This is a genomic window from Marinobacterium ramblicola (assembly GCF_019084545.1).
Lineage (GTDB): Bacteria > Pseudomonadota > Gammaproteobacteria > Pseudomonadales > Balneatricaceae > Marinobacterium_D > Marinobacterium_D ramblicola.
This window is the reverse complement of the sequence record NZ_JAHREP010000024.1, coordinates 22,379-39,939: the sequence shown is the minus strand read 5'-3', so window position 1 is coordinate 39,939 and position 17,561 is coordinate 22,379. Positions and strand designations below refer to the sequence as shown.

Sequence of the window (17,561 nt, the reverse complement as noted above, 5' to 3'; positions counted from 1 at the left end):
AGGCGCGCTAAGGTATATACATACAGTTAAATAGGCGGGAGCGCAGTGAATACCCAGAGGTCTTCGAGCAGCCCCGGTACCTGCCCCAAACCAAAATAACCGCCCTCCAATAAGGTCAATGGATGTCGGATCCTAAGCATGAGCATCGGTTTCTAGCCAGCGAACGCGGCCTGTTCGTCACCCTTTTCGTGCTCTACCTGATCGCCACATCCGCGCTGACACTGTTCAGTTTTCGCGCCAGCCGCGATGAACAGCTGGCTCAAACCCGCTCCACCCTGTTAACCGCCGCGCGTGCCGGCGGTCACATCATCGGCGTCTACTTCCATGATATTTACGATCGCAGCCACGCCCCCGGTGAAGTGCATTACCGCCTGATCGTAGAATCGCTGAACCGTCTGGTAGAGGATCTGCCTGGGGTGGAGTACGTCTACTCTATGGATGTGGTCGACGGCAAAGCCTATTTCATTGCCAGCAATGAAACCCAAGAGGATCTTGAGCGCCACACGCCCAGCCTGTTCTACAACCCCTACCGCTCCGCCCCTGATCTGCTGTTCGAGGCGAAGAGCAGCGGCGAGCCGATCTTCACCCCGGTTTATACCAACGAGTGGGGCAGCTTCCGCTCCGCCTTCGTACCCACGCAGCGCTCGGACGGCACCCGCTACATCATGGCGGCGGATATCAAGGTGGATGGCACCGACAGGCTGTTCATCAACAGCCTGAAGATCTCCGCCTTTACCGCGCTCGCAGGTCTGTTGCCTCTCTACCCGCTGCTGTGGCTGTACCGGCGCTTGCAGCGCGATCGAGAACAGGAGCTGGAAAGAGAGCTGTACTACGACCGGATCACCGGCTTGCCTCGAGTCGCCCTGATGGAGCATGAACTGCAGGATCAGCCGGGGCCCTTCAGCGGCATACTGATCAATCTGGACGAGTTTCATGCGATCAACACGCTGTTTGGCTATGAAACCGGGAATCGGCTATTGGTACAGGTGGCGGATACCATCAGCCGCCAGCTGCCGTCCGGCGCCCGCCTGTTCCGCTCGCAGGTGGATGAGTATTTCGTCCTGCTCGAATCCGCCCAGCCCAAAAGCAGCATGCACCTGACCCAGCAACTGCTGGACTCGATCTTCGAGCCCATAGAGGCCGAAGATAACCGTCAGATTACCGTAACGGCCCGGGCCGGTATCGCCCTGCAGGTTCCGCGCGCACTGGACCTGTTGAACTATGCGCGCGAAGCGATGGACCAGGCACGCAAGAGCGGCAAAGATATGCAGCTGTACACCGACGACATGCGGCCGCAGGAGCGTTACAAAAAGAATCTGCATTGGCTCAATACGGTCAACGACGCCTTCCGCCAGGGGCGTGTGGTGCCCTGGTTTCAGCCGATTCTCGATACCCGTACCGGCAAGATCTGCCACTACGAAGCGCTGGCGCGGCTGATCGATACCGACGGCACCATCCATACGCCGTATGCCTTCCTGCCGGCGATCCGCAAGAGCCACCTCTACCGTCAACTGACCACCGCGATCATCGAGCAAAGCTTTGCGCTGTTCTCCAATCGTCAGTCCAGCCTGGCGATCAACCTGACCCGATTCGACCTGCTCGACCATCAGACGATGGACCACCTGGTCCACTCGGTCTCCCAATACGGCATGGAGGAACGGGTGATTATCGAGGTGATCGAATCGGAATCGATCGATTATCAGGATGAAGTATTGCAGGTTCTTCAGCGCTGCAAGCAGGCCGGTATCCGCATCGCCATCGACGACTTCGGTAGCGGCTACTCCAACTTCGACCAGATGCTGAAGATCGACGCCGACTACCTGAAGATCGACGGCGAACTGGTGCGTCGCCTGCACTCCAGCAGCAAGGCCCAGGCACTGGTCGCGGCCGTGATCAGCTTCGCCCACGGCCTCGGCATCCCGATGATCGCCGAGTTTGTGGAAGACCGACAAACGCTGGAAAAGCTGAAGGCGTTCGGGGTGCAGTACGTACAGGGCTACGGCGTTGGCCGACCGGCCCCGGCCGACAGACTGGACATCCGCTGATGCTGCCGGCGGCTATTCCACGAACGCGGGGTAGCTGTGCCGTTTTAAATGCCGGCCAGGGGTTAAAAGTCACGCACCTTGCCACGCAGTGACTTGGTCTTGCCATGCTGGCTCTTCGAGTCCATCCGTTTCTTCTGCGAGCTGCGCGTCGGTTTGGTGGCCCGGCGCGCCTTCTGCACCCTGGCCACGCTCTGGATCAGCTCGCGCAAGCGCTCAAGCGCATCGGCCCGGTTCTTCTCCTGGGTACGAAACTGCTGCGCCTTGATCACCACCACCCCCTCCTGGGTGATGCGACTGTCCGAGAGCGCCAGCAGCCGCTCCTTGTAGAACTCGGGCAGTGACGAGGCACGAATATCGAAGCGCAGATGGATGGCACTGGACACCTTGTTCACGTTCTGACCGCCCGCCCCCTGGGCGCGGATGGCGGTCAGCTCGATCTCCTCATCCGGAATCTGCACGCTGTGGGAGATCTCCAGCATCAGAACCGCTTCTGGTATCGGTGGCAGTAGGGGGTCTTGCCGGTTTTGACGTAATAGTCCTGGTGGTACTCCTCGGCACGCCAGAACCGCTGCATCGGCAATACACGGGTGACCACGTCGTAACCCTTGTTCTCCAACAGAGCGATCAGCTTGTCGACGATGCCGCGCTCCTGGTCATCGTTGACGAAGATCGCCGAGGCATACTGCGGCCCCAGATCCGGCCCCTGGCCGTCGTCCTGAGTCGGATCGTGGATCTCGAAGAACAGTTTGGCCAGGGTCTCGAAATCGACCTGGTCCGGGTCGTACAACACCTCGACGGTTTCCAGATGGCCGGTGGTTTTGCCGCACACCTGCTGGTAGCTCGGGCTCTCCACATGGCCACCCATATAGCCGGACTCCACCGATACCACGCCCGGCACCTGCTGCAGCAGATGCTCGACACCCCAGAAGCAGCCGCCGGCAAAGTAAGCGCGCTTCAGCTCACTGCCCCTGTTGGCCGCCAGTTCGTCAGCGCTGACGAAATCCATCGAGATGGAGTTGACGCAGTGGCGCACGTTCTTCGCGGTCAGCATCTCGCCCTCGAACACATGCCCCAGGTGACCACCACAGTTGGCGCAGAGGATCTCGGTACGCCGTCCATCCGCATCCACCTCGCGACGGATTGCGCCCTCGATCTCGTCGTCGAAGCTGGGCCAGCCGCAGTGGGACGGAAACTTGTCCTCGGAGCGGTACAGCGGCGCGCCGCACTGCTTGCAGGTGTAGACACCGGTCTCGAAAAACTCGTTGTACTTGCCGGTAAAGGGGCGTTCGGTACCCTTGTTGATGATGACCCACTGCTCTTCCGGGGTCAGTTTTTTGTAGGACATGGGGCCTCCTGTTCAACCTATCTTGCTGCAATCTTACCTGTTAGTCAGTTGCGCACGCGCAACCTTACACTCCACGCCGCATTCCTGAAATCGACACTCTGCCATAAATCTGGTTGCAGACGATGCCGACGGCTCCCCTACTGATCCTGCTGTACCTCGGTGCGGCAGCTCTCCTCCCCGCTGTCCGTCGAGCAGGTCGGTTCAACCGCCTCCGCACTCGCCAGGGCACGCTGCATCATCGGCTGCGCGTACAGCGTCTCCAGTTTTCCGGCAATCGCATCGCCGACAAACAGCTGCGGATTGGATGGGGTAAAGTTGTCCTCAAGCTCCCGTTTCGTCACCCACTCCCTGGCCAGCGCGAACGCCTCGATAAAGCGGGGCTCCTGCATCAGCGCCTGCTTGAAATAGGCAGTGCCGAAATAGGTGAAGTCGCTGGTCGATCCGCAACCGAACGAGGTGCGGTCCGCTGCGGCAGCGGTGATCACCAGTGTTTGCGGCGATTCCAGTGTCTTAACAAAACCACCGGAGTAACAGCTCGATACCAGAATCACCCGCCAGCGGATCCCCGCCTCATCCAGCGCCTCACGCAGTTCAGGCGCGGTCAGGTCATCCAGCCGTAACGGCCCCATCTCCACCGAAAAGCGGTGGTCGGCACTGCCGTGAGAGGTCATGAACAGGAACAGCACGTCCTCCTCCCGGTCCATCCGCTGGCCGATGCTTTCGAGAGCGGTGCGCAGGTTGTGGCCACTGGCCAGCGGGTAATGCTTCAGGGTACCGGGGTTATTGGCCAGCACCAGCGAGCGCCCCTCGGTGGCATAACGGCGGTCGAACTGCTCGCGCACATACTCCACCTCGTTCAGAAATACATCCTCCGGGCCGTAGCTGCCGAAGGCGAGCAGGTACAGATCTACAACACCCGGGCGCTGTGGCTCCAGCGCCGCCAAGCCCTCCTGCATCAGCTGCGGCTGGGCGTAGTAGATATCCTCCACATCGAGCCGGCTTAACGGGTTCTCAGCACGCTCGATCTGCCGGTAATCGGTATACCAGAGATCGATATTCGGTAGCGTCCATAGCGCCGCCAGTGTCCCAGCCCCATAGAGCAATGTGGTGGCCAACCCGCGACGCAGGCGAACGCCGACCAGCCCCCGTAGCAGTCGCAGCAGGATAAACAGCTGCCAGCCGAAGATGAGTCCAAAATAGAGCCAGTAGGCGAGCGCCGATTGCTGCCAGCGCATCATCAGCCAGAGCACGGTCTGGCCGACCAGCATCAGCGGCAGCAACGCGCTGGTCATGCCGACCAGTATCTTGCCGAAGCGCGTGTTATCCGCGCCGGCCAGCCGCGACGCTGCCAGAATCAGCAGCAGCTGGACCAGGTAACTGGCGGCGAGATAATCGATTCCATAGAGATTGAACTCGCGGGGCGGATCGACCTGGGCAAAGGCGACGACGAACTCCAGCGCGAACAGCAGCAACGCCAGGGTGATCAGCTGCCCCAGCGAGACCTTCAGACTGTCGCTGCGCACCCGGCGCCAGAATACCAGCCCCAACCCCGACCTCAGGTTGCAGCCCAGATCATCCAGCCACTGCAGCTGCGCCCGCTTCACCTGCCGCTCATTCATCGCTCTCTCCCTGTCAGACATCGGCAGTCCTCTCCCTCTCGACCCTTCAAACCGAAATTATCCAGAGTTTAACCCGAATCAGGGTTCATCTCAGTGCAGGTAAAAAAATATCGCGCCGTTATTCTCAAGCTTCCATTTCTCTGAAATACTCGGGTCCATGAATATCACAGCACTGAACCGACGACAGACCGCTTTCGACGCAGAACACTGCGGGATCGCCCCTGTCCGACGAAGACGCTGTTAATCGCCAGAACCCATTCAGGCAATACAGATCACGAAGGCCACCGGTACCCCCGGTGGCCTTTTTTTATGTGCAGGATGTACGGTACCCCGCGGGCGCATGGACGCGCAGGAGAGGGGGCCGTCAGGATGGCACAGCATCCTGTACCAGCTGCCATAGAGCAAAACCATAGGAAGAAAAAGATGAAATCCGAATACCGCGCGCTGATGCAGATCGCGGCCAAACCCGACATCACCTTCACCGAGGGGCAAGGCAGTTACCTGTATGACAGCGACGGCAACGCCTGGCTCGACTTTGTCCAGGGCTGGGCGGTCAACACCCTGGGCCACAGCCCGGAACCGATCGCCAAGGCTATCTGCAACCAGAGTCGGCGCCTGCTCAACCCGAGTCCCGCGTTCTACAACGATCAGGCCGTGCAGTTGGCCAACCGCCTGACCGCGCTGAGCGGCATGGATCAGGTGTTCTTCGCCAATAGCGGCGCCGAGGCCAACGAGGGAGCGATCAAGCTGGCGCGTAAATGGGGCCAGACACATCGCAACGGCGCCTGGAAGATCATCACCTTCCACAACGGCTTCCACGGCCGCACTCTGGCTACTATGTCGGCCACCGGCAAGCCCGCATTCGAGCCTCTGTTCAACCCCAAGGTGCCGGGTTTTACCAAGGTGCCCTATGGCGATCTTGAGGCGGTCGCCGCTGCCATCGACGAGCAGACCGTGGCGATCCTGCTCGAGCCGATCCAGGGCGAGGCCGGTGTCATCCCAGCCACCACCGAGTTTCTGCAGGGGCTGCGCGCACTGGCCGACCGCGAGGACCTGCTGCTGATGCTGGACGAGGTACAGACAGGCATCGGCCGTACCGGCACTCTGTTCTGCTACCAGCAGCACGCCATCGAGCCGGACGTGGTGACCCTGGGCAAGGGGCTTGGCGGTGGCGTGCCGATCGCGGCACTGATGGCTAAAAACCATGCCTGCTGTTTCGAGTATGGCGATCAGGGCGGTACCTTCAACGGCAATCCGCTGGTCTGCGCGGCGGCACTGGCGGTGCTCGATCAGGTGTGCGCTGGCGGTTTTCTGGCCCGCGTCGGCGCGGCGGAACAAAGGATACGGGATGGCCTGAACGCACTCGGCCAGCGGTTTGGCCTTAGTGAGGTGCGCGGCAACGGTTTGCTGCTGGCGGTAGATACCGGCAGCTTCGATGCGCCTTCGCTGGTCAAGCGCGCGCTGGAGGCGGGATTGCTGCTTAACGCGCCCCGCTCCAACAGCCTGCGTCTGATGCCGGCACTGAATGTTAGCGACGAGGAGATCGACCTGATGCTCCAGCAGCTGGGTCGGTTGCTCGAGCAGGCCGAACGGGAGAGCGTCTGACACCTCAGGGCTGCCCACCCGCTAAGCCGGGGTGGGCAGCCCTCAATGCTCATTGCTCAACCGGCGTCGGCACCGGCCTCCTTCTTCTTATAGGGATTATCCGGCAGCATGGACGGCGGCAGCGGGGGCCGGCGCGCGCCCTTCTTCGGCCCATAATGTTCCGCCAGATAGTCGAGAATGACCTTTTCGGTCTCGGCCGGGAACTGCCAGAGCCCCTGAGTCTCCTGCATCCAGCGGATGATGTACTGCCAGCGGTTGCGCGACCCCGCATTCTGGGTGACCAGTTTGGCGGAGTGACAGGCCGTGCAGTTATTTTTCACCGTTTCCCACCCGGGGCCAATTACAAAGCCGGTGTCCGGGTCGGTTTCAGCCGCAGCGTTCAACGGTACCAGCAACGCCAGCACCAGCGCCGGCAATAGCCGACGCACTATTCGTGCAGACATCTCAGCCTCCTCACGCTATCTGAACCGCGATGCGGTGGCAGGCGTTATTGAGATAACCTTTCGGGTTCCAGCCCGGCACGACCATCGGTTGAGAACGGCCCGCGGAGTCCGTTGCCTTGGCCCAGATTTCGTAATAGCCGATCTCGGGGAAATCGAGCACCGTGCTCCAGTGCTGCCAGGCCAGACGGTTGGCCGGTGCCATCAGTTTCGCCTCATGCCAGGTAGCGCCGAAGTCGATCGAGACCTGAACCTTGTCGACCGCGAGATCCCCGGCCCAGGCATGACCACGAACCACCAGTTTCTCCCCCTTGGCCTGGGTCAGGCCCGATTCGGGAAAGGTGATCAACGACTTCACCGGCATCGCCTCGATGGTCACGAAATCCTCGTCAGGCACCTCGGTACCCGGCGCCACCGGATACTTCGGCATCGCATAGGAGGGTGGCTTCATCTTGGCGCCATCATGTTTCTTGTTGCGAATCATGATCCTCTGCAGCCACTTGCCCGATACCGAGCCCGCCCAGCCGGCACACACCAGGCGCAGAGGATAGCCGTTAAGCAGGGGGATATCTTCGCCGTTCATCGCCCAGGCGATCAGCGATTCATCCTCCAGCGCCTTGCTCATCGGCACCCCGCGGGAGATCGGGTGCTTGCTCGCATCACCACTGACATGCTTGTCCGCCGCATAGTAACCGATATAAACCGCGTCATTCTTGATACCGCAGGCCTCCAGCACGTCACGCAGCCGTGCGCCGGTAAAGGTGGGGCAGGCCACGGCACCGGTGGTCCACTGGTTGCCGCTGGCCGAGGGTACATACTCGGCACGGCCGTTGCCGCCGCACTCGATGGTCAGCTGGTAGGTGTAGTGTTTGAACTTCTCCTTGAGCTCGGCGATGGTAAAGGTCATCGGCGTGACGCAGGACTCGCCCTCAATGCGTAACTGCCAGGTCGCCGGATCAATATTCTCTATCGCCGGCGGTATGCCGTTGTTACGCACAAACATGCGATTGGCGGGGGTTATCTCGTCGTCAAGCAGATGGGGGGGCGTTTCCGCGTTGATCGGGCGGTCGTTGAGCAGGGTCAACCCGTCTTTGCCCTCAAGCATGAACGGCATTTCACTCTGGGCGAAGGCCGCCGGAATCAGCCCGCCGGGCATCTTGGCCGCATAGGGGATGGCGACGGCACCAAGCGCCGCGGTCATCGCCGCCAGTCCACTCTTTTTCAGGAAGCCCCGGCGGGATTCGGGATCCACCTCTCGCCCCCATATCAGGCGATCCGCCTTTTCAGGATCTTCGCCGTAAAGTTGATGCAAGCCACGTGTTTCAGGTGATTTCTTTGACATAACGAAAACTCCTGGGGCCCGATTACAGATTCCAGTGTTCGTCACGTCTGCTCATCGGGCATATTGTTATCGGTATTACCCTTGGAGCCGGTTCATCAGGGGCCGGCGGTATCGATCTTTCAATATCAGACTAGCAGCCGATGCCAATTAATCCTTATTTATATTAAAAAAATCTAATAAATAGACTTGTCTGATCTATGCCGAATAACTGGTCCGATACGACAGCTGCATCCGAGTAACGAAACGAGCCCACACTCCATCGCATCACAATACTTGACCGCCTCATCGACCGGCGCCAGAGTAGCGGCTTTGCCGATCGGAGTGACAAGCTTGGAACTGGACCTGCTGCTGATACTCACCTTCCTTTTCACCGGTCTGGTGGCAGGCACCATCGATGCCATCGCCGGTGGCGGTGGCCTGATCACTCTGCCGGTACTGCTGGCCAGCGGTCTGAGTCCGGTTCAGGCACTGGCCACCAACAAGCTGCAGGGCAGCTTCGGCACCTTTGCGGCCAGCGCCTACTTCGTGCGCAGGGGCCAGGTAAACCTGGGCGAGATGCGCGGCATGATTCTGTGCACCTTTCTCGGTTCTGCCGCCGGTACGCTGCTGGTGCAACATATCGACAACTCCATTCTCGCCGGCATCATGCCGGCGCTGTTGATCCTGATTGCGCTCTACTTCGCGTTCTCACCCAAGATCAGCGACCTGGACCGCGAACGGCGTATCGGCACCACCCTGTTTGCGGTGGGGATCTCCAGCGCCGTGGGTTTTTACGACGGCTTCTTCGGACCCGGCACCGGCACCTTTTTCATGCTGGCGTTCGTTACCCTGGCCGGATTCGGTCTGGCCCGTGCCACCGCGCACACCAAGGTGCTCAATTTCACCTCTAATTTCGCCGCGCTGCTGTTTTTCCTGTTCAGTGGCCATATCCTCTGGCTCGCGGGACTGGCCATGGGGCTGGGTCAACTAATCGGCGGCCAACTCGGCGCGCGCCTGGTGGTAACTCGCGGCACCCGGCTGATCAGACCGCTGATCGTCACCATCACCCTGTTGATGTCGGCCAAACTGTTGCTGGACCGATTCGACCTATCCCTGTTCAGCTAACGCCCTGTAGTCGCCGGTGTAGTAGCCGGTTATTACCCGCTGGGCCATGCGAACTGCTACAACATGACTGACCTCATCGCCGCTCCTGCGCATCCATGCGCCCGCGGCGTACCATACATCCTGTATATCGCCGCTCCTGCGCATCCATGCGCTCGCGGCATACCATACATCCTGTATATAAAAAGGAGTGCCGTCATGAGCAAGAAGATTCTGATGATCACCGGCGATTTCACCGAAGACTACGAAACCATGGTGCCGTTCCAGGCGCTACAGGCGGTCGGCCACCAGGTCGACGCCGTCTGTCCCGACAAACGTGCCGGCGACAGCGTGGCCACGGCGATCCACGACTTCGAGGGTGACCAGACCTACAGCGAAAAGCCGGGACACCGCTTTACCCTTAACGCCAGCTTCGACCAGATCGATCCTGCTCTGTACGATGCCCTGGTCATCCCCGGCGGGCGCGCGCCCGAGTACCTGCGCCTGAATCCGAGGGTAATCGAGATGGTGCGCCACTTTTTCACCGCCAACAAACCGGTGGCCGCGATCTGCCACGGCGCCCAACTGCTGGCCGCAGCCGACGTACTCGAGGGGCGGCGCTGCTCCGCCTATCCGGCCTGTGCACCGGAAGTAAAGCTGTCCGGCGGCGAATATGCCGAGATAGAGGTTGATCAAGCGGTAACCGATGGTAATCTGGTGACTGCGCCCGCCTGGCCGGCCCACCCGGCCTGGCTCGCTCAATTCATGGCACTGCTCAACGGATGAGAGTGATCTGTGCCGACCGGACCGGCCCTCTGGGCCTGTTCGGTCCTGTGAGCAGCTGACCACCGCTTATAACAAGAAGGTGAGGTGTCCGCGTGTGCAAGCTATTCATCAGTGCCGACCCGGCTCTCTGGGACAGTTCAACCCGCTCCCTGCGCATCAATGACATGGTCACCAGCGTGCGCCTGGAGAACTACTTCTGGCATGTGTTGACCGAGATCGCCCGGCGCGACGAGATGAACGTGCCGCAACTGGTCACCAAGCTCTACCACGAAGCGCTGGACAACGGCCACGATATCAACAACTTCACCTCCTTCCTGCGGGTGTGCGCGATGCGCTACCTGAGGTTACAGCTGGCCGGCGAGATTCCGCGCAGAACCGATATCCCGATCCGCACCCTCGATGCCGGTGCTATTCTCAAACGTGAGCGAAACACCCTGCACCACTCTTGAATCAGCGGAGGTGCCGACCATGCGTCGATCACTTCTCACACTTATGGCCTCGCTGCTGATCATCGGCTGCTCCGGCGACGGCTGGCGCACGGCCAGCCGCGAATCGGCCGGCATTGCGCCGGATCCGGCCAGCAATCCCGAGCCGATCATTCAGGTATACGCGGCTGACGCCTGGGGGTGGCGCGGCATCTTCGCGGTACATACCTGGATCGCGGTCAAACCCCGTCAGGCCGACAGCTACACCGTGTTCGAGGTGGTCGGCTGGCGTGCACGCCAGGGGCTGCCGGTGTTACGCAGCACCCAGGATCTGCCGGATCGCTACTGGTATGGCTCGCGCCCGGAACTGCTGCTGGATAAACGCGGCCCCGGGGTCGACGAACTGATCGACAAGATCCGGCAAGCGGTGGAAAGCTACCCCTGGAAACAGGAATACCGACTCTTCCCCGGCCCCAACAGCAACACCTTTCCGGCCTGGGTTGCGCTGCAGGTCCCCGAGCTCGGCCTTGAACTGCCCTGGCGTGCGATCGGGTCGGGCTGGGCCGACTGACGCTGGCGTTTGTCGCCGTGCTGCCCTAGAGTGGCATTTTTCCATGCTCTGCCGGGATATACTATGAAAATCTGGGTCGACGCCGATGCCTGTCCGGTCGTCATTAAAGAGATCATCTTCCGCGCCGCCGAGCGCGCCGGTATCGAAACCACACTGGTGGCCAACCAGCCGATGCGCACCCCGCCGTCGAAGTTCATCCGCGCCATACAGGTCGAGCAGGGGTTCGACGTCGCCGATAACGAGATCGTCAAGCGCGCCGCCGCGGATGACCTGGTGATCACCAGCGATATCCCCCTGGCCGCCGAAGTGATCGAGAAAGGCGCCCTGGCGCTGAGCCCGCGCGGCGAACTGCTGACCACCGACAACGTGCGCGCACGACTGAACATGCGCGACTTTCTCGAGACCATGCGCTCCAGCGGTGTGCAGACCGGCGGCCCGGCGGCACTGAGCCAGAGTGACCGCCACGCCTTCGCTCAGCACCTGGACAGGCTGATCGCACGCGCCAAGCACTGACTCCCCCCGGCACTCTATATCCATCTGGAGTTTCGCGCTGCGCACAATGGCCAACCGACTTGGCGAGCTGGTCGGCCGTTTCCGAACCGGTTGATCATTGCGGCGGAGAAGCCTGGGCTTTCAGCTCCTCCATCATTCTGTTGATGTCCTCCTCCGTGGTGTTGCGGTAGTACTCCCAATCCAGGTAATACTCACTGAGCAGCGGATACCATTCCGGCTCCTGCTTCTCCGGTTTCCGGGTCTGGCGCTCATGCAGCTCGATATGCATGGGCGAGATCTCGAGCACCCTGTCCTCCTCCTGCCAGAGGATATCCTGCAGGTCGTAAAGCGCATTCATGATCAGAAAGTGTTTGCGATATAGGGGTAGCATCGCGCCGTCCGTCCTGTTCTGCTCCTCGAACAGGTGCTCTTCGTCCAGCGTCTTCATTAAGCGATATTCGCTGATCCCGTCCGGATGCTGGCGCAACACATGCAACACTTGCGGCAGTACTGGATTGATCATCTCTGTTACCTTTCACTTACCCTGGGTCACCACCGTTCGACGGTAGATCGCAGTCGATCTTGATAGATTGAGAGCCACCGACAGCGGCCCGACGCTTTCAGTATAGACAGTGCTCCGCGACCGGAAAGCGGCGCCAGGAAGCGGATTTGGTAAGCCTTGAGCTACTCGATTATGCTTCAGCCTAACCGACCGAGGAGATCGTCGCATGGAAGTTCTGCTGTCGCTGTTTTCATTACTGTTGCTGGCGCTGATGGTCGGTGCGCTGCTCGGCTTCGTCAGTTTTATACGTCAGAAGCGAGTCGACGAGCGGCTGCGCCAGGCCGAACTGGAGATCGCCTGGCTACGGGAGGAACTCAAGACGCGGTCGACCCGGCAGCAGCCAATTACCCCCTCGGCGGTCGATAAGGACGAGAGCGAGGACACCACTCCGTCGGCTGCCGATGAGACCACACCTGCGCCCCTGACGACTGCGGCCGACCCCTGGGGTATCGGCTCGCGCCCGCCACAGGAGCAGCCTCAACCTGTCGAGCCGCCCGGGCGCTCCACCACCACGGGTCTGGTTCAGCACCTGCGCCGACACTGGATGATCTGGCTCGGCGGAACCTGCGTCGGCCTGGCCGGGGTGTTTATGGTGCGCTACTCGATCGAGCAGGGCTTGCTCGGTCCCGGTGCGCGTATTCTGCTGTCGCTGCTGACCGGTATCGGTCTGCACGCAGCGGCCAACTGGCTGCGCTATCGCCGCGGCCATAGCGATGTTTTTGCCGCCCTCGCCGGCGGCGCCAGTATCATCCTCTATGCCGCGCTGCTCGCCAGCCTGCACCAACTCGACTATGTACCGCCGGGTTTGGTGTTCGCCGGCATGGCACTGGTCTCCTTTGCCACCCTGGGTTTGGCACTCCTGCACGGCCCACTGTTGGCCGCCCTCGGCATGCTCGGCGGCTACCTGGTGCCGATATTGGTCAGCACCGGGAGTCAGCAGATCGAGGGCGCGCTGGTGTACGCCTTCATCCTCAGCCTGTCCGTACTGCTGTTGCTACGCTATGTCTGGCGTCTCTGGCTCTGGTGCGGTGTGGTAGTCGGCGCACTGGCCTGGTGGGGACTGAGCTTCCACACCCCACCGACCGCCGAGGTCAGCCGCACCCTGTATCTGCTCGGCATCGCCTGGGGCCTGCTCGCCATGCCGACGCTGGACTGGTTGCTCTCACTCAAGTACCGGGACGATCGTTCGAACGTCTACCCGGATCTATTGCGCGCCGCGGGCAGCAGCGAATATGCGATGCTGCTGGCGTTGCTGCTGGTAATCGCCGCCCAAAGCTACACCCTGTTTCGTGACGCCCTGGATTTGACCGCCGTTTGGAGTCAGCTACTGCTGCCGCTGCTGCTGCTTCATGCCGCCGGCAGGCGACCGTTGCTGACGCCGCTACCGGGACTGGCACTGATCGCCCTGGGCGCTGCGCTGCTGGCTCAGTTCACCTCCTGGCAGCTGTTCGACGTGATCATTCGCCCCCCTTCGCCTGTCGAGAGGAACAGTCTGATCGCACTGCTTGCTCTGCTCTCCCTGCTGGCGATCGCGTATGCCACCTGGAACCTTCGCGCACGCGCGCCGCTACCGGGAATCTGGGCCAGTATCGGCTGCCTGACACCGCTGCTGATGCTGGCGATCGCCTATCTGCTATTGGCGGAACTGCATGATGAGTGGCGCTGGGGCGGCGCCGCCCTGGCTGCCGGCATCGCCTATCTCGCTCTTGCCAGACAGGCGACGAACAGGCAGACCCCCGCTCTGACCTTGACGCTGATCGCCTCCTCCCACCTCGCCTACTCGCTGGCGGTGGTGATCTGGTTTCAGGAAGCGACCCTGACCCTGGCGCTGGCCCTGCAGTTGATCTCGCTGGCCGCTATCCATCAGCGTTTCCCTCAGCCGCTGCTGCCCTGGCTGATCCGGCTGGTGATCCTGGCGGTAGGCTGCCGGCTGATACTGAACCCCTGGGTGATAAGCTACCCCAGCGAAGTGCACTGGTCGCTGTGGACCTATGGCGGCTCAACCCTGAGCTGCTTTATCGCAGCCAGGATAAGTCGACGCTCGCCCCCGCTGCAGGCCTGGCTGCAGGGTGCCGCGGCAACGCTATTGGTACTGACACTGGGTACTGAGTTGCGCTACTGGCTGTATAACGGTGAGATATTCAACCGCCACTACGGCTTTACCGAAGCCGCGATCAATACCCTGGTCTGGGGTGCGGCCTCTCTGGTCTACCACTGGCGAGCCTCCCTGAGCCAGTATGTCGCCAGGCTATACAGGACACTGGCCGCCCTGCTTCTGACCATGAGTCTGACCAATCATCTCTTTGTCGTGGTGCTGATCGACAACCCGCTTTGGGGGCAGACGCCTATCGCCTCGACACCGGTGTGGAACCTTCTGCTGCTGGCCTATGGTGCACCGACCCTGTTGCTGCTCGCCATCGCCCGCTACTATCGGCTCGGTTTTCGCCCTTGGGCGACGCTGGGTTGCGGTCTCAACCTGCTGCTGTTTGTATCGCTGGAGATACGGCATCTCTGGCAGGGTGCGCTGGACATTGCACTGCCCACCGAGAACCCGGAACTCTATACCTATTCGGCCACCTGGCTATTGCTGGCCGCGGTCGGCATGGGGTGGGCGATTCGTCGCGAGCGGCACCGGTTATACCAGGGCGCGATGACCCTTCTGGTGCTGGTGATCGTGAAGATTTTCCTGATCGATATGCAGGGCCTGGATGGACTGCTGCGCGTCGCATCGTTCATGGGCCTGGGACTGGTACTGCTGCTACTGGCCTGGCTGCATCAACAGCTGCGGCCACACACGGATAACGCCTGACCCGCGCCTAAGACAAAGCAAAAGGCCTGCGCACGGCAGGCCTTTTCACGAGGGGCATCAACGGCACTTCCCATCGATTATTTGTGCTTGGGTTCTTCGTTCATCAAATGACGGACCTTGACGAACGCCCATACCATCACGCCGGCCATCGCAACAACGCCGATCACGCTGGGTACCAGAACCTCGAGGCTGTAAGCATCAACACCGAACATAGCATTCACCCTTTCTATCTCATTTAACGTTGAGACAAGAGTAACGCCGTTCCCGTTGACGAATATTGATTCAGCTCAAACGAGCGAGTGAAAGCCCCCGCTTGCAAAATTCGACACCCTGACCCATTACTGAATCAGGAATACGCAGCAGGTCTTACGGTTCGACAGATGCCTCACTCACGAGCTGCGCCAAGAGGAGAAAACGATGCCCACCAAAATGAAAACCTGGAACGCCGATCAGCTTAAACAGATGAACGAAGAGCGCTTCCTGGTCGAGATGCTCGACATGTTCAAGTTTACGCCGGAATTCAGCGACAGCGATGATGCCGTCAAGGCGATGCGCGACTGCCTGAACCGGGTTGAAGAAGCGCTTCGCACCCGGCTCGACGTCAAAAAAGAGAACTAATCCAGACCGCAGGCACGGGCGCCGCAGCAGGCCCCCCCCACCTGACAGGGTGGCTGCTTGTCGCCCAAGCTGCCGCGGCTCACAATCTGTCCTCCATTGGCCAAGCGTTCGATCGGCGCCTCCGGTGCAGTGTCGCCGAGGTCGACCTCGGCCAACTCGCATAGTTCCGCCCAGGTATTCAAGCGCTCGCTCATCGAGTGACGCACCTCCAGCACCCGACCGTTGCTCGGGCAAAGATAGTCATATGTCGGCATAACCACCTCGTATTGGCTGATTCGCGCTAATCATAGCGCGCGATTAACGCCCGACAAGCCCCCTTTGTCTCCGCTCGAAGACTCCTCGATGACCGCGATGCCCCTCTGACGAGCCTCTGCGAGGCATAAATAGAGATAAAGCAATCAAAAATTGCTTTTGATATTTCAAATATAATTTAATGATTTGTCATTTGATATAAATAGATCATCTTTTATTACTTTTCGATACAAAAAAACACGCATCAAATAGTCCTTATAATTCAATAGCTTATATACAAAAAACAGAAACCGGAAAAAAACCTCTTCCGCCCAAAAAAGCCATTTAATATCAATGGCTTACAACCAAAAATTTTGCTTCAATAATTTGCGATTTGTCACTATTAGTTATAGAATTATCAATAAGCAGTTATCGATAACTCGCAAAGGAATTTGGATATGCAGGAACGTGAAATCAAACTACTGTTCAAGGCGGGCGTATTTGAATCTTGTCAGGCGATACCGATCTCGATGTCGCGGGGATGGACGCTGAAGTTCGTCACCAGGGATAACGATGTTGTGGTATTGAATCTTCAGCGCTCAAAAGGTGAACGTGAGTTCAAGAGCCTCGATGGCGCAGCTGCCGTGGCGAAACGTATAGGCTTTGAATGGTTGAACGTTCAGATCGGTGATCTGAAATGGCGTGAAAAGGTATCCTGAGCGCAGGACGGGCTTGTCGGCTCAAAATACCTCAGAGGGGAGAACAGCGCTTTCCGGGTGCATTAACGCTCGCCCCGGTCGCTAGGATCGTTAATCTGCACCTGCGGACGGGCGCGAAGCAGCTTCATTCCTGCGAAGGCTTCGCGCCCACCGCAGGTCACTCAAGGCTGCAGGCGGTTGATCTGCCACTGACCATCCTTCAGCTCGTAGCTGAAGCGGTCATGCAGGCGGTTTTCACGTCCCTGCCAGAACTCGAAACGCTCCGGGACCAATCGATATCCACCCCAGGTTTCCGGACAGGGAATCGCACCATCCGCGTACTGCTCTCGCAGCTGCGCCACCGCACTCTCCAATGTGCTACGGCTGTCCACCGGCGCACTCTGATGCGAGATGGCAGCGCTGATCCGGCTGCCTACCGGTCGCTCATGGAAATAGCGCTCACCGAAGCTGTAATCGAGCTGTTCGACCGGACCGCGGATACGTACCTGACGCTCCAGCCCATACCAATAGAACAGCAGTTCGGCATAAGGGTTCTGCGCCAGGTGCTGCCCCTTTTCGCTGCGGAAGTCGGTAAACCAACAGAAACCGTGGTGGTCGAAATGCTTGAGCAGCACAATACGCGCTGCCGGGCGCCCCTCGCCATCGGCCGTGGCCAGGGTCATTGAGGTGGCGTCGTCAGGATGAGCCTCCAGCGCCGTGCCAAACCAGCGTTGGAACTGCTCGAACGGGTCTGCACTCAAGTCGGCCTTGTGCAGACCGCTGGCCACATATTCACGCCGCAGTGCGCTAACATCGCTATTCTGATTTGCCATTGTGCTCTCCTGTGTGACACTTCAAAGGCGACCACTATATACGATATGAAAGAATGAATT

The 17,561-nt window shown here is 60.0% G+C and carries 19 protein-coding genes; 10 read left to right on the top strand and 9 right to left on the bottom strand.

Annotated features, from left to right (window positions below):
• The first annotated feature begins 122 nt into the window (after positions 1-122).
• The gene (locus KQ940_RS17245; protein WP_217415041.1) at positions 123-2,045 is read left to right on the top strand and encodes a bifunctional diguanylate cyclase/phosphodiesterase; all 1,923 of its coding nucleotides are present in this window, start codon (positions 123-125) and stop codon (positions 2,043-2,045) included.
• Positions 2,046-2,107: 62 nt separating this feature from the next.
• On the opposite strand, the gene arfB is transcribed toward KQ940_RS17245, so the two are convergent.
• The 3 genes from arfB to KQ940_RS17230 form a co-directional block, all read right to left on the bottom strand.
• Positions 2,108-2,524 (bottom strand): alternative ribosome rescue aminoacyl-tRNA hydrolase ArfB, encoded by a 417-nt coding sequence (arfB, locus tag KQ940_RS17240; RefSeq protein WP_217415040.1) that lies wholly within the window; start codon positions 2,522-2,524, stop codon positions 2,108-2,110.
• A complete protein-coding gene (locus KQ940_RS17235) occupies positions 2,524-3,390 on the bottom strand; it encodes a bifunctional methionine sulfoxide reductase B/A protein (protein WP_217415039.1) in 867 nt (288 codons plus the stop codon). The genes arfB and KQ940_RS17235 overlap by 1 nt, the downstream gene beginning before the upstream one ends.
• Positions 3,391-3,527: 137 nt before the next feature.
• Positions 3,528-5,009 (bottom strand): C13 family peptidase, encoded by a 1,482-nt coding sequence (locus tag KQ940_RS17230; RefSeq protein WP_217415037.1) that lies wholly within the window; start codon positions 5,007-5,009, stop codon positions 3,528-3,530.
• 423 nt (positions 5,010-5,432) lie between these two features.
• Between KQ940_RS17230 and KQ940_RS17225 the strand changes: the two genes are divergently transcribed.
• Positions 5,433-6,614 carry an acetylornithine transaminase gene (locus KQ940_RS17225; RefSeq protein ID WP_217415036.1) on the top strand — a complete coding sequence of 394 codons (1,182 nt, stop codon included), beginning with the start codon at positions 5,433-5,435 and terminating at the stop codon, positions 6,612-6,614.
• Positions 6,615-6,670: 56 nt separating this feature from the next.
• On the opposite strand, the gene KQ940_RS17220 is transcribed toward KQ940_RS17225, so the two are convergent.
• Positions 6,671-7,057 (bottom strand): hypothetical protein, encoded by a 387-nt coding sequence (locus KQ940_RS17220; RefSeq protein WP_217415035.1) that lies wholly within the window; start codon positions 7,055-7,057, stop codon positions 6,671-6,673.
• 10 nt (positions 7,058-7,067) lie between these two features.
• A complete protein-coding gene (locus tag KQ940_RS17215) occupies positions 7,068-8,396 on the bottom strand; it encodes a molybdopterin-dependent oxidoreductase (RefSeq protein ID WP_217415034.1) in 1,329 nt (442 codons plus the stop codon).
• A gap of 321 nt (positions 8,397-8,717) precedes the next feature.
• Between KQ940_RS17215 and KQ940_RS17210 the strand changes: the two genes are divergently transcribed.
• The 5 genes from KQ940_RS17210 (at position 8,718) to KQ940_RS17190 (ending at position 11,771) form a co-directional block, all read left to right on the top strand.
• Positions 8,718-9,500, top strand: coding sequence for a TSUP family transporter (locus tag KQ940_RS17210; RefSeq protein ID WP_343222675.1), 783 nt, complete (start codon positions 8,718-8,720; stop codon positions 9,498-9,500).
• A gap of 195 nt (positions 9,501-9,695) precedes the next feature.
• Positions 9,696-10,262, top strand: a complete 567-nt coding sequence (locus tag KQ940_RS17205; RefSeq protein ID WP_217415033.1) for a DJ-1/PfpI family protein — start codon at positions 9,696-9,698, stop codon at positions 10,260-10,262.
• Between the two features lie 92 nt (positions 10,263-10,354).
• Positions 10,355-10,711 (top strand): ribbon-helix-helix domain-containing protein, encoded by a 357-nt coding sequence (locus KQ940_RS17200; protein ID WP_217415032.1) that lies wholly within the window; start codon positions 10,355-10,357, stop codon positions 10,709-10,711.
• Positions 10,712-10,730: 19 nt separating this feature from the next.
• Positions 10,731-11,258, top strand: a complete 528-nt coding sequence (locus tag KQ940_RS17195) for a DUF3750 domain-containing protein (protein WP_217415031.1) — start codon at positions 10,731-10,733, stop codon at positions 11,256-11,258.
• 63 nt (positions 11,259-11,321) lie between these two features.
• Positions 11,322-11,771 carry a YaiI/YqxD family protein gene (locus KQ940_RS17190; protein WP_217415029.1) on the top strand — a complete coding sequence of 150 codons (450 nt, stop codon included), beginning with the start codon at positions 11,322-11,324 and terminating at the stop codon, positions 11,769-11,771.
• 94 nt (positions 11,772-11,865) lie between these two features.
• Here KQ940_RS17190 and KQ940_RS17185 read toward each other — a convergent pair whose 3' ends face one another.
• Positions 11,866-12,273, bottom strand: coding sequence for a DNA-J related domain-containing protein (locus KQ940_RS17185; protein WP_217415028.1), 408 nt, complete (start codon positions 12,271-12,273; stop codon positions 11,866-11,868).
• A 205-nt stretch (positions 12,274-12,478) separates the two neighbouring features.
• On the opposite strand from KQ940_RS17185, the gene KQ940_RS17180 reads away from it, so the two are divergent.
• A complete protein-coding gene (locus KQ940_RS17180) occupies positions 12,479-15,121 on the top strand; it encodes a DUF2339 domain-containing protein (protein WP_217415027.1) in 2,643 nt (880 codons plus the stop codon).
• Positions 15,122-15,198: 77 nt separating this feature from the next.
• On the opposite strand, the gene KQ940_RS17175 is transcribed toward KQ940_RS17180, so the two are convergent.
• Positions 15,199-15,342: a hypothetical protein gene (locus KQ940_RS17175; RefSeq protein WP_217415026.1), complete on the bottom strand. Its 144-nt coding sequence runs from the start codon at positions 15,340-15,342 to the stop codon at positions 15,199-15,201.
• 196 nt (positions 15,343-15,538) lie between these two features.
• On the opposite strand from KQ940_RS17175, the gene KQ940_RS17170 reads away from it, so the two are divergent.
• Positions 15,539-15,739 carry a hypothetical protein gene (locus tag KQ940_RS17170; protein ID WP_217415025.1) on the top strand — a complete coding sequence of 67 codons (201 nt, stop codon included), beginning with the start codon at positions 15,539-15,541 and terminating at the stop codon, positions 15,737-15,739.
• Here the strand turns inward: KQ940_RS17170 and KQ940_RS17165 are convergent.
• On the bottom strand, positions 15,736-15,993 hold the full coding sequence (locus KQ940_RS17165; protein ID WP_217415024.1) for an FmdB family zinc ribbon protein: 258 nt from the start codon (positions 15,991-15,993) through the stop codon (positions 15,736-15,738). The genes KQ940_RS17170 and KQ940_RS17165 overlap by 4 nt on opposite strands.
• A 435-nt stretch (positions 15,994-16,428) precedes the next feature.
• Here KQ940_RS17165 and KQ940_RS17160 point away from each other — a divergent pair, with 435 nt between their 5' ends.
• Complete coding sequence (locus KQ940_RS17160) at positions 16,429-16,689, top strand: hypothetical protein (protein WP_188750623.1); 261 nt, start codon at positions 16,429-16,431, stop codon at positions 16,687-16,689.
• Between the two features lie 161 nt (positions 16,690-16,850).
• Here KQ940_RS17160 and pdxH read toward each other — a convergent pair whose 3' ends face one another.
• Positions 16,851-17,501: a pyridoxamine 5'-phosphate oxidase gene (gene pdxH, locus KQ940_RS17155; RefSeq protein WP_217415023.1), complete on the bottom strand. Its 651-nt coding sequence runs from the start codon at positions 17,499-17,501 to the stop codon at positions 16,851-16,853.
• Positions 17,502-17,561: the final 60 nt, after the last annotated feature.